A 12,640-nucleotide genomic window follows, 5' to 3' on the forward strand; every position below is an offset into this window, starting at 1 on the left:
GATTGCACCGATTGCGATGGACGAAGGTTTGCGCTTTGCGATTCGTGAAGGTGGTCGTACCGTCGGCGCCGGTGTTGTGGTTAAAATTACAGAGTAATTTTAAATACGCATCATAGTTATCGCGGAGGTGGTTTTTAACCATCTCCGCATTGTGTTGTTTACTACCCTGGTTTTTTTAAGGTGGTAAAAACTGTAGGCCAGTAGCTCAATTGGCAGAGCGGCGGTCTCCAAAACCGCAGGTTGGGGGTTCGATTCCCTCCTGGCCTGCCACGAAATAGGCATGCTTAAACATGACAAAACAAAAAGCACCCAAATTTGATCTGATCAAATGGCTCTTTGTCTTGGCTTTGTTGGTGTTGGGCTTGGTGGCAAATTATTTTTACACCTCAGAGCCTGCACCATTAAAGGCAGCGGCATGGGTGATCTTGGTGATCATCATGTTGTTGCTTATGTCGCGCACCTTTCGTGGTCGGGAAATTTGGCGTTACCTTAAAGATGCGCGCATGGAAGTGCGCCGCGTCGTTTGGCCTAATCGCCAAGAAACCATGCAAATGACCTTGGTCGTTTTCGTTATGGTGATTATTTTAGCCCTGATTTTATGGGCCGTTGACTCGGTATTCATGTCATTACTGACATGGTTTACAGGAACATAAGTGAGAGTAGGTGAATGAGCGAAGAACAAGCCCCTAAAAAACGTTGGTATGTTGTTCAGGTCCGTTCCGGTGCCGAGCAATACGTACAAAAAGCACTGGCAGAGTCGTTAAAGATTTCTCCTTTGGCTGAATGCTTCGAAGAAATTATGGTACCCACTGAAAAAGTGGTGGCGATGCAGTCGGGTCAAAAGCGCAACACAGAGCGTAAATTTTTTCCAAGCTATGTGTTGGTCCGCATGGTGATGAATGATGAAACGTGGCACTTTGTGAAAAACACGCCACGCGTCACAGGGTTTATCGGTGGTGAAAAACCATCGGCCATTACTGATAAAGAAGCACAAAAGATTTTAGATCGCGTCAAAGAAGGCGTGGATAAGCCTAGACCGAAAGTTCTGTTTGAGGCAGGTGAGATGGTTCGTGTTAACGATGGCCCATTTGCAGACTTTAATGGCGTGGTTGAAGAAGTGAATTATGAGAAGAATCGCTTGCGCGTTTCTGTCACAATTTTTGGGCGTTCAACGCCTGTGGAACTGGAGTTCTCACAGGTCGAGAAGGCTTAAATTGTCGTTTTATGACGGCAAAAATTAAGGGAGCCTGTGGCTCTCTAAACGCGAAACAACGAAGAGGAGCGTAGTAAAATTTGTCGAAAAAGCGCAGTTTACTTTTTAGGTAAATGAGCATTTTGAGGGAAATTTTATATAGCTCATCGAAGTTGTTTTGGGTTTAGTGAGTCAGAGGGCGTTTGAACCTAAAAGTAGAGGTAAACATGGCAAAAAACATTACTGGCTATATTAAGCTGCAAGTCATGCCAGGTGCAGCAAATCCGAGCCCACCGATTGGTCCAGCGTTGGGTCAGCACGGTGTGAATATCATGGAATTTTGTAAAGCGTTTAACGCAAGAACACAGGAAATGGATAAATCATTGCCTGTGCCGGTTGTGATCACCGTTTTCGAAGATCGCAGCTTTACATTCATCACGCGCACACCGCCGATGTCAGCATTGATTAAGAAAATGTTGGGTCTTAAGAGTGGTAGTGCGACACCGCATACACATAAAGTCGGCAAATTGACACGCGCGCAGTTGGAAGAAATTGCAAAAACGAAGATGCCTGACTTGACGGCTGCAGATCTTGAAGCCGCTATCCGCACTGTCGCAGGTACTGCGCGCAGTATGGGTATTGATTCGGAGGGTGTACAAGATGCCTAAACTATCTAAACGTATGCAAGCCTGCTACGCTGATATCGATCGTGCAAAATTGTATCCGGTTGAAGAAGCATTATCGCTTGTTAAAGATCGTTCAAAAGTAAAATTCGTTGAAGGCGTTGAGTTGAGTGTCAACTTGGGCGTTGATCCACGTAAATCTGATCAAGTCGTGCGTGGCGCGGTGACTTTGCCGCATGGCACAGGCCGTACCGTTCGTGTGGCAGTGTTTGCTCAAGGCGATAAAGCCGCTGAAGCGACAGAGGCTGGTGCGAATATCGTGGGTTTTGATGATTTAGCTGAAACCATTAAAGGTGGCGAAATGAACTTTGATGTTTTGATCGCAACGCCTGATGCTATGCGTCATGTCGGCCAGTTGGGCCAAATTTTGGGTCCTCGTGGCTTAATGCCAAACCCGAAAGTGGGCACGGTAACGCAAGACGTGAAGCAAGCAGTATTAAACGCAAAAGCCGGTCAGGCACGTTTCCGTACGGATAAAGCAGGGATCATCCACTGCCGTATCGGCGCGGTAAACTTTGATGTTGACAATTTAAAAGCCAACATTGAATCCGTATTGGCTGAGTTGAAAAAATTAAAACCTTCTAGCAGTAAGGGTACTTACGTTAAGAAGGTAACAGTATCAAGTACGATGGGCCCAGGCGTGGCGGTTGATCCGTCTACGTTGAAAGACTAGTAGTACTTGCTTTGGTAGTGACCGACAAGGTGACTGTTAAAGACCGTGGGAGCGAAAGCTTAATACACCATCCTGCGCAAACGGTGAAATGAAAGTTTCACACTTTGGGGTCATCACGTAGTGATGGCAAAGTAGAAAGGTTGAGTGATCGACCGTTTTTAAGGAGACCATGGTTATGGCACTTAGAATCGATGATAAGAAGCAAATTGTTGCTGAAGTAAGCGAGCAAGCCTCGCAAGCCTGTGCAGCTGTTGCGGCTAATTATCAAGGCTTGACCGTTTCGGAAATGACCGAGCTACGCGCTAAAGCAAGAGACGCTGGCGTCTATCTTCGCGTTGTGCGTAATACATTAGCCCGTCGTGCGTTCAAAGATACACAATTTGAATGCATGAACGAAGCTTTAGTAGGGCCGTTAGTTCTAGGTTTTTCATTTGAAGAACCGGGTGCGGCTGCTCGTTTATTCCGAGATTTTGGTAAAGATCACGAGGCGCTAGAAGTGGCAGCCTTGTCACTCGATGGTCAGTTACTTGCAGCTTCTCAATTGAAAGCTGTGGCTAGCTTGCCAACGCGTGATGAAGCGATTGCACAATTGATGTCTGTTATGAAAGCTCCGGTATCGAAATTTGTTCGTACCATGGCTGAACCAACAGCGAAATTTGTGCGCACTGTGAAAGCAGTGGCTGACAGCAAAGCGGCTTAATATAATTTAATGTGGAGATAACAACATGAGTTTATCAAGAGAAGACATTTTAAATGCGATTTCTGAAATGAGCGTGATGGATATCGTTGAGCTTGTTAAAGAAATGGAAGACAAATTCGGCGTAACTGCCGCAGCACCTATGGCTATGGCGATGGCGCCAGCAGCCGGTGAGGCAGCTGCTGCTGAAGAAAAATCTTCATTTGACGTGGTCATGACTAGCTTTGGCGCGAACAAAGTTGGTGTGATTAAAGTGATTCGTGCAATCACAGGCCTAGGCTTGAAAGAAGCGAAAGACCTTGTTGAAGCGGCTCCAAAAGCTGTTAAAGAAGGTGTGAGCAAAGCTGAAGCTGAAGACATCTTGAAACAGTTGACTGAAGCGGGCGCTGAAGGCGAATTGAAATAATATTCGTTGTCCCTGCCTAGGTGGGGATTCCTACTGGATCCCGGATAATGCTTCGCATTTCCGGGATGACAGTGGGGCCAATAAATTAAAAAGCTTTCCGAGGTTTTTTAATTTATTGTCAGGATGACAGTAGTCTGAATCAATTTGGCGCCTTGCCAGAGAACATTCAGGATGCAAACACGTGTAACCCTTAAAGAGGAGCGCTGGTTAATGACAGCCTATTCTTATACTCAAACGAAACGCTTGCGTAAATCATTCGGTCGCCATGAAGCGATTATGAATCCGCCACCCTTGTTGGAGGTCCAAACCAACTCCTACCATGACTTTATTCATGGTACAGACGTTGAAGATGGTTTGACTGGCGCGTTTGAGTCCGTGTTCCCCATTCTTAGCAATGCGGGTAATGCCTCACTTGAATACATCAGCCACCGTTTGGGCAAGCCGCCTTTTGAGGTGAATGAATGTATTTTGCGTGGTGTTACGTATGCCGCACCTTTGCGTGTCAAAGTGCGTTTGGCTTTGTACGACAAAGATTCCAGTGGTGATGAAAAGAAAATCAAAGACATTAAAGAGCAAGAAGTGTACATGGGCGATTTGCCTTTGATGACCGAGTACGGTAGCTTCGTGATCAACGGCACTGAGCGGGTGATCGTGTCTCAGTTGCACCGTTCACCAGGTGTATTCTTTGATCATGATCGTGGTAAGTCACACTCCTCAGGTAAAATTTTATATTCTGCGCGCATCATTCCTTACCGTGGTTCGTGGTTGGATTTTGAATTTGATGTGAAAGACGGTTTATTCTCGCGTATCGATCGCCGCCGTAAATTGCCTGTCAGCATTATTCTGCGCGCACTCGATTACAGCACGCAGGAAATCTTGGATCACTTTTTCGAGCGTGATGAGTTTACGCACGATGGTAAGAAATACACTTTAGCACTTAAAGCCGATCGTTTGCGCGGTATGGTCGCGCCGTTTTCGGTGATTGATAAATCGGGCGATCTAATCGTTGAAGAAGGTCGTCGCATCACGGTTCGTCACATTAAAGAAATCGAGAAAGCCAAACTTAAAGCCGTTGAAATCAGCGAAGAATTCTTGATCGGTAAAATGCTGGCAGAGCCTGCCATCGACACTGACACAGGCGAAGTGATTGCTGAAGCCAACACTGAAATCACTCGCGAGCTTTTAATTGCGATGCACAAAGCGGGTGTAAAAGCATTTTCAACGTTGTACATCAACGAGTTGGATCACGGCGCGTACATTTCTAACACCTTGAAAGTGGATCCAACGAGCACACGTTTGGAAGCCTTGGTTGAAATATATCGCATGATGCGTCCAGGCGAGCCGCCAACAAAAGAAGCTGCTGAAGCCTTATTCCAAAACTTGTTCTTCAATGAAGATCGTTACGATTTATCACGCGTAGGCCGCATGAAGTTCAACCGTCGTTTAGGCTACGGTGTGGACGAGGGTCCGATGGTTTTAACGCGCGAAGATATCTTGGCGGTGATTGATGAATTGATTCGCATTCGTGACGGTAAAGGTGGTGTCGATGATATTGATCACTTGGGTAACCGTCGTGTTCGAAGCGTGGGTGAAATGGTCGAAAACCAATTCCGCGCTGGCCTTGTTCGCGTTGAGAAAGCGGTAAAAGAACGCTTGGCGATTGCTGAGGCGGAAGACTTGATGCCACAAGACTTGATCAACGCGAAGCCTATCTCGGCTGCGGTGAAAGAGTTCTTTGGTTCTAGCCAATTGTCACAGTTCATGGATCAAGTGAATCCATTGTCTGAAATTACCCATAAACGCCGTGTATCGGCTTTAGGCCCCGGCGGTTTGACACGTGAACGTGCAGGCTTTGAGGTGCGTGACGTTCATATCACTCACTATGGTCGTGTCTGTCCGATTGAAACACCAGAGGGTCCAAACATTGGTTTGATCAACTCTTTGGCCTTGTATGCCCGCGTTAACCACTACGGCTTTATCGAAAGCCCGTACCGTAAAGTGGTCAATGGCAAAGCGACTGAAGAAATTAATTATTTATCAGCCATCGAAGAGAACGAATTCGTGATCGCGCAATCGAGCGTGAACATGGACAAGTCGGGTAAATTGACCGATGACTTGGTGCCTGCGCGTATGCGTGGTGAATTCTCGTTCACGACACCGGATAAAGTCCAATACATGGACGTGTCTCCGCGCCAAATTGTATCGGTTGCTGCTGCCTTGATCCCATTCTTGGAACACGATGACGCTAACCGTGCTTTGATGGGTTCGAACATGCAGCGCCAAGCGGTGCCTGTGTTAAAAGCGGAAAAACCACTCGTTGGTACTGGTATTGAGCGTTTGATCGCGAAAGACTCTGGTGTGACAGTGGTGGCGAAGCGTGGCGGTATCATTGAGAAAGTTGACGCCTCACGTATCGTGATCCGTGTTAACGACAATGAAATTGCGGCTGGTGAAGCGGGTGTCGATATTTATAATCTCACCAAATACCGCCGTTCAAACCATTCAACCTATTTGAATCAGCGTCCATTGGTATCACCTGGCGATGCAGTGGCTAGCGGTGATATCTTGGCTGACGGTTCGTCAACTGACTTAGGCGAGCTGGCTTTAGGGCAAAACTTGCTGGTGGCGTTTATGCCTTGGAACGGTTACAACTTTGAGGATTCCATCCTGATTTCTGAGCGTGTTGTTCAGGAAGACCGTTACACCACGATTCATATCGAAGAGTTGACCTGTGTGGCGCGCGATACACGTTTGGGCGCTGAAGAAATTTCAGCGGATATTCCCAATGTGGGCGATTCTGCGCTCGCCAAGCTGGACGAGAGCGGTATTGTTCACATCGGTGCTGAAGTGGTTGCTGGCGATATCTTGGTCGGTAAAGTGACACCGAAAGGTGAAACGCAGTTAACGCCTGAAGAAAAACTATTGCGCGCGATCTTTGGTGAAAAAGCCTCTGACGTCAAAGACACGTCATTGCGTGTTTCATCCGGTATTCAAGGTACCGTGATCGACGTTCAAGTCTTCACGCGTGATGGCATCCAAAAAGACGAGCGAGCATTGGCGATTGAAGAAGCGCAGCTTGAAAAAGTGCGTAAAAACTTGAACGATGAACGCAAAATCATGGAAGCGAACATCTTCAGTCGTTTGGAAAATTTACTTGTCGGCAAAGTGGCCGAAGGTGGTCCAAAAGGCTTGAAGAAGGGTGAAAAAGTTACGAAAGCTTACTTGAGCGAAACGCCAAGTGAGAAGTGGGCTGAAATTCGTTTGCGTGATGACAAAGCCAATGAAGAATTGGAGAGCGTTTTCGCAACATTGAATGAATACTTAGAGCAGTTGGATGAGCGCTTGAAAGAGCAGCGTCGTAAAATCACTGAAGGTGATGATTTGGCGCCAGGCGTCTTGAAAATTGTGAAAGTCTACTTGGCCGTTAAACGCCGTATTCAACCGGGTGATAAGATGGCCGGTCGTCACGGTAACAAGGGTGTGATCTCGATGATCGTGCCGGTTGAAGATATGCCGTACTCTGAAGATGGCACGCCGGTGGATATCGTGTTGAACCCATTGGGTGTACCGTCTCGTATGAATATCGGCCAGGTCTTGGAAACTCACTTAGGTTGGGCGGCGAAAGGCTTAGGCATTAAGATCGGTGATATGCTCGATCAAAAAGCCTCTGTGGCTAAAGTTCGCGGCTTTATGGAAGAGGTCTACAACAAAGATGCCAAGCATAAAGAAGACTTAAAAGCGATGTCGGATGATCAAATCGTGACGATGGCGAAAAACCTTCGTGCGGGTGTGCCGATGGCAACGCCGGTGTTCGATGGTGCGTCAGAAGATGAAATCAAAGCGATGTTGAAATTGGCTGATTTACCAGAGAGTGGTCAAACTATTTTGTTTGATGGCCGTACCGGTGAGCAGTTCAAGCGTCCTGTGACCGTGGGTTATATGTACATGTTGAAATTGAACCACTTGGTCGATGATAAGATGCATGCGCGTTCAACCGGTTCTTACAGTCTTGTCACGCAGCAACCATTGGGCGGTAAAGCACAATTCGGTGGTCAGCGTTTTGGTGAGATGGAGGTCTGGGCGCTAGAAGCCTATGGTGCAGCCTACACGCTTCAGGAAATGTTAACCGTGAAATCGGATGACGTTGTAGGCCGTACACGCATGTATAAAAACATTGCCGACGGTGACCAAGCGATGGAGCCTGGTATGCCAGAGTCGTTTAACGTATTAACCAAAGAGCTGCGTTCATTAGGTATGAACGTGGAATTGGAAAATAATGAGTAGCTGAGGAGGCTTTCCCTTGAAGATTAAAGAATTTTTCAATCTCATAAATAAGCGTGATCACAGGCTAGATGACTTTGATGCTATCCGCTTGAGTTTGGCCTCACCTCAGGACATCGAGTCATGGTCTTTTGGTGAAGTCAAAAAGCCAGAAACGATCAACTACCGTACGTTCAAGCCTGAGCGCGACGGTTTGTTCTGTGCGCGTATCTTTGGCCCGATCAAAGATTACGAATGCTTGTGTGGTAAATACAAGCGCTTGAAGCACCGCGGTGTGGTCTGCGAAAAATGTGGTGTGGAAGTCACAATGGCGAAAGTGCGTCGTGAACGCATGGGTCATATTCAGTTGGCGAGCCCTGTTGCACACATCTGGTTCTTGAAATCATTACCGTCACGTATCGGCTTGTTGTTGGATATGACCTTGCGCGATATTGAGCGTATTTTGTATTTCGAATCTTACGTTGTCATTGATGCCGGTATGACAGAACTTGAGCGCGGGCAGTTGTTGTCTGACGAGCAGTTCTTGGATGCGGTTGAAGAATACGGCGACGAGTTTGATGCGCGCATGGGTGCGGAAGCTGTACAAGAATTGCTGAAAGACATCGACCTTCACGAAGCGGTACAAACCTTGCGTGATGATATGTCCAACACAAATTCAGAAGCGAAACTTAAAAAGCTCACAAAACGATTGAAACTGGTTGAGTCATTCATCGAGTCTGGCAATAAGCCAGAGTGGATGATCATGACGGTGTTGCCTGTGTTGCCACCAGATTTGCGCCCATTGGTACCCTTGGAAGGGGGTCGTTTTGCGACGTCAGATCTGAATGATCTTTACCGTCGTGTGATTAACCGTAATAACCGTTTGCAACGTTTGTTAGAATTGAGCGCACCAGACATCATCGTGCGTAACGAAAAACGTATGTTGCAAGAAGCGGTGGACGCGCTGTTGGATAACGGCCGTCGTGGTCGCGCCATTACAGGCACCAACAAACGTCCATTGAAATCTTTGGCTGATATCATCAAAGGTAAGCAAGGCCGTTTCCGTCAAAACTTGTTGGGTAAGCGTGTAGACTACTCCGGTCGTTCAGTGATCGTGGTCGGTCCAACTTTGCGTTTGCACCAATGTGGTTTGCCAAAGCGTATGGCTTTGGAATTGTTCAAGCCATTCATCTACAACAAACTTCAATTCCGTGATCTAGCGAGCACGATTAAAGCCGCTAAGAAAATGGTCGAAGCCGAAGCGCCAGAAGTCTGGGATATTTTGGCAGACGTCATTCGTGAACATCCAGTGTTGCTTAACCGCGCACCAACCCTTCACCGCTTGGGTATTCAAGCGTTTGAACCAGTATTGATCGAAGGTAAAGCCATCCAGCTTCACCCATTGGTCTGTACTGCGTATAACGCCGACTTTGACGGTGACCAAATGGCCGTTCACATACCGTTGACCATCGAGGCGCAGCTTGAGGCGCGTACTTTGATGATGTCGACGAATAACGTACTGTCGCCAGCCAATGGTCAGCCGATCATTGTGCCATCACAAGACGTGATCTTGGGCTTGTACTACATGACGCGTGAAAAAATCAACGTCCAAGGTGAGAACATGGCGTTCTCAAGTTTGGCTGAGGTTGAGCATGCTTACGCTGAAGGCTTTGTGGATATTCACGCGAAAGTTCGTGTGCGTTTACGCGACACACGTTTGGATGAGCAAGGCGATGTGCACCATGAAACGCGCTTGATTGAAACCACGGTCGGCCGTGCATTATTGTCGTCTATTTTGCCAGAAGGTATGTCCTTTGATTCGATCAACCGTGTCTTGACGAAAAAGTCAGTCTCGAAATTGATCGACGATTGCTACCGTATCATGGGGCTAAAAACCACGTGTATCTTTGCTGATAAATTGATGTACACCGGTTTCCGTTATGCAACGGTGGCAGGCGTGTCTATCGGTATCGATGACATGATTATTCCGCAAGAGAAAGAAGGCATTCTTGAACGCGCGGAAGATGAAGTGAAAGAAATTGAAAACCAATTTGCCTCAGGTTTGTTAACCGATCATGAGCGTTATAACAAAGTGGTCGACGTTTGGTCACAAACCAATGACATCGTAGCAAAAGCGATGATGGAAAAATTGGAAAAAGAAGATGTGGTGGATGCCGAAGGTAACACGACATCACAAGAGTCATTCAACTCGATCTACATGATGGCCGACTCGGGTGCGCGTGGTAGCGCGGCTCAGATGCGTCAGTTGGCGGGTATGAGGGGTTTGATGGCGAAACCAGACGGTTCGATCATCGAAACACCCATTACAGCCAACTTCCGTGAAGGTTTGACGGTACAGCAGTACTTTATTTCCACTCACGGTGCGCGTAAAGGTTTGGCCGATACGGCGTTGAAAACAGCGAACTCCGGTTACTTGACCCGTCGTTTGGTTGACGTGGCACAAGACTTGGTGGTCACTGCGCTTGACTGCGGCACCGAAGAAGGCTTGATCATCACCCCATTGATTGAAGGCGGTGATGTGGTTGAACCTTTGCGTGAACGTGTGTTGGGTCGTGTGACGGCGCTGGATATTTACGTACCAGGTAGCGACGATATTTTGATCGCACAAGGCACGATGTTGGATGAGAAGAGTGTGGACACACTTGAGCATCACAATATCGACGAAGTGAAAGTCCGGTCTGTGATTACTTGTGACACGCGCTACGGCGTGTGCGCGAAATGCTACGGTCGTGACTTGGCACGCGGTCACTTGGTTAGCCCAGGTGAAGCTATTGGTGTGATTGCTGCGCAATCGATCGGTGAGCCAGGTACTCAGTTGACGATGCGTACCTTCCACATCGGTGGTGCGGCATCGCGCGCGACAGCAGCGAATAGCATTGAAGTGAAAAACTCTGGCCATGTGAAATTGCACAAACTAAAAACAGTGAAGCACGTTAAAGGTCACTTCGTGGTGGTATCACGTTCAGGTGAAGTTGCGATATTGGATGAAAACGGCCGCGAGCGCGAGCGTTATAAGTTGCCTTACGGTGCGACATTAACGGTGTCTGACGGCGATGCGGTCGCGGGCGGTCAAATTGTGGCGCAGTGGGATCCGCATACGCATCCGATCGTGTCTGAAGTTGAAGGCCAGTTGAAGTTCGTCGACATGGTCGAAGGCATCACGATGAACAAACAAACCGATGAAATCACCGGTTTGACGAGCATCGTGATCACTGACGCCTCGCAACGCAGTTCATCCAAAGAATTGAAACCGATCGTTAAAGTCATTGATGCCAAAGGCAGAGATATCATGGTGCCGGGCACAAAACAGCCGGTGATGTACTTCTTGCCAGTTGGCGCGATTGTGAACTTGGATGATAAATCGCAAATCGGTATCGGTGACGTGATCGCCCGTATTCCCCAGGAAAGCGGAAAAACGCGCGATATCACCGGTGGTCTACCGCGTGTGGCCGATCTTTTCGAAGCCCGCACGCCGAAAGAATGTGCGATCTTGGCTGAAGAAAGCGGTGTCATTGGTTTTGGTAAAGAAACCAAGGGCAAACGCCGTTTACAAATCACGCAAGAAAATGGCGACGTGTTTGAAGCTTTATTGCCGAAATGGCGCCAGCTTAACGTGTTTGAAGGTGAGCGCGTGGAGCGTGGTGAAATCATCGCTGACGGCCCATTAAGCCCGCACGATATCTTGCGCTTGAAAGGCATCAGCGACTTGGCTCACTACATTGTGAACGAAGTCCAAGATGTTTACCGCCTGCAAGGTGTGAAGATCAACGATAAGCATATTGAGGTCGTCTTAAAGCAAATGTTGCGTAAAATGTTTATTTTGGATGCGGGTGATTCTACCTTTATCCAAGGTGAGCAAGTTGAGTTGACTCGCTTCTTGGAAGAAAAAGATCGCTTGAAGTCGCAAGAAAAGCAATTGGCCAAAGGTATTCCGGTACTTCTAGGTATCACGAAAGCCTCTTTGTCGACCGATTCATTCTTGTCAGCGGCTTCGTTCCAAGAAACCACGCGTGTGCTTACGGAAGCAGCGGTGTGCGGTAAGCGCGATCATCTGCGTGGCTTGAAAGAAAACGTCACCGTGGGTCGTTTGATCCCAGCCGGTACGGGCTACGCGTATCATTTGTCACGCAAAAAAGAAGTGATTGATGTGACACGTGAAGTCACGGCGGAAGATGTGGAAGCCGCTTTGTCTAAAGCGTTGTCGGAAGGCAACTTGGGCAGTGGTGAGCGCGCATCGGACGAGCCTACAAACTCAGACGAGTAATGCGAATCAGCGTTATAAAGCAAAAGGGACCCTTGGGTCCCTTTTTTTATGTCTGTGTCATTGCGAGTGAACGTAGTGAGTGTGGCAATCTGTTTCCTTGTCGCCGAGAGGTTGCCACAGGCTTCGCCTTCGCAACGACGGTCGTCGTCCCGCGACTTGATCGCGGGATCCAGAATATAAAACTGTCATTGCGAACGAGTGAAACGAGTGTGGCAATCTTTTCCTTGTAGCAGAGAGATCACCACGGGCTTACGCCCTCGTGATGACAATAGCGTTCAGAGGTTGCCACAGGCTTCGCCTTCGCAACGACGGGGGGTTGCTGTCATGCGAGAAAGTGAAGCGAGTGTGGCAATCTTTCCTGACTTCCAGATTTAGTGCTGGATTTTCAGTTCCAACAATTCAAGGATTTCTGGAAGTTCTGAGGGCATAGGCGATCGTGCAATG

Annotated in this window: 8 protein-coding genes, 1 tRNA gene and 1 pseudogene; all 10 read left to right on the forward strand. The window is 47.8% G+C overall.

Going from position 1 to position 12,640, the window contains the following annotated elements; all coding sequences use genetic code 11:
- Position 1: 1 nt before the first annotated feature.
- The 10 genes and pseudogenes from COV52_03105 (at position 2) to rpoC (ending at position 12,196) form a co-directional block, all read left to right on the forward strand.
- Positions 2 to 97: pseudogene (locus COV52_03105) on the forward strand (elongation factor Tu).
- 97 nt (positions 98 to 194) lie between these two features.
- Positions 195 to 270 (forward strand) — tRNA-Trp (locus COV52_03110).
- A gap of 20 nt (positions 271 to 290) precedes the next feature.
- On the forward strand, positions 291 to 653 hold the full coding sequence (gene secE, locus COV52_03115) for a preprotein translocase subunit SecE (GenBank protein ID PIR11590.1): 363 nt from the start codon (positions 291 to 293) through the stop codon (positions 651 to 653).
- A gap of 14 nt (positions 654 to 667) precedes the next feature.
- A complete protein-coding gene (locus COV52_03120; protein ID PIR11591.1) occupies positions 668 to 1,213 on the forward strand; it encodes a transcription termination/antitermination protein NusG in 546 nt (181 codons plus the stop codon).
- A gap of 206 nt (positions 1,214 to 1,419) precedes the next feature.
- Positions 1,420 to 1,860 (forward strand): 50S ribosomal protein L11, encoded by a 441-nt coding sequence (gene rplK / locus COV52_03125; GenBank protein ID PIR11592.1) that lies wholly within the window; start codon positions 1,420 to 1,422, stop codon positions 1,858 to 1,860.
- Entirely contained in the window at positions 1,853 to 2,548 is a 696-nt protein-coding gene (locus COV52_03130) for a 50S ribosomal protein L1 (protein ID PIR11593.1), read from the forward strand. Before rplK ends, COV52_03130 begins: the two co-directional genes overlap by 8 nt.
- Before the next feature lie 175 nt (positions 2,549 to 2,723).
- Complete coding sequence (locus COV52_03135; GenBank protein PIR11594.1) at positions 2,724 to 3,248, forward strand: 50S ribosomal protein L10; 525 nt, start codon at positions 2,724 to 2,726, stop codon at positions 3,246 to 3,248.
- A 25-nt stretch (positions 3,249 to 3,273) separates the two neighbouring features.
- Positions 3,274 to 3,651: a 50S ribosomal protein L7/L12 gene (locus COV52_03140; protein ID PIR11595.1), complete on the forward strand. Its 378-nt coding sequence runs from the start codon at positions 3,274 to 3,276 to the stop codon at positions 3,649 to 3,651.
- A gap of 171 nt (positions 3,652 to 3,822) precedes the next feature.
- Positions 3,823 to 7,935, forward strand: coding sequence for a DNA-directed RNA polymerase subunit beta (rpoB, locus tag COV52_03145; GenBank protein ID PIR11596.1), 4,113 nt, complete (start codon positions 3,823 to 3,825; stop codon positions 7,933 to 7,935).
- 22 nt (positions 7,936 to 7,957) lie between these two features.
- Positions 7,958 to 12,196, forward strand: a complete 4,239-nt coding sequence (gene rpoC / locus COV52_03150) for a DNA-directed RNA polymerase subunit beta' (protein PIR11597.1) — start codon at positions 7,958 to 7,960, stop codon at positions 12,194 to 12,196.
- Positions 12,197 to 12,640 lie beyond the last annotated feature (444 nt).

It is taken from the genome of Gammaproteobacteria bacterium CG11_big_fil_rev_8_21_14_0_20_46_22 (genome assembly GCA_002796245.1).
Classification (GTDB): Bacteria; Pseudomonadota; Gammaproteobacteria; order UBA12402; family UBA12402; genus 1-14-0-20-46-22.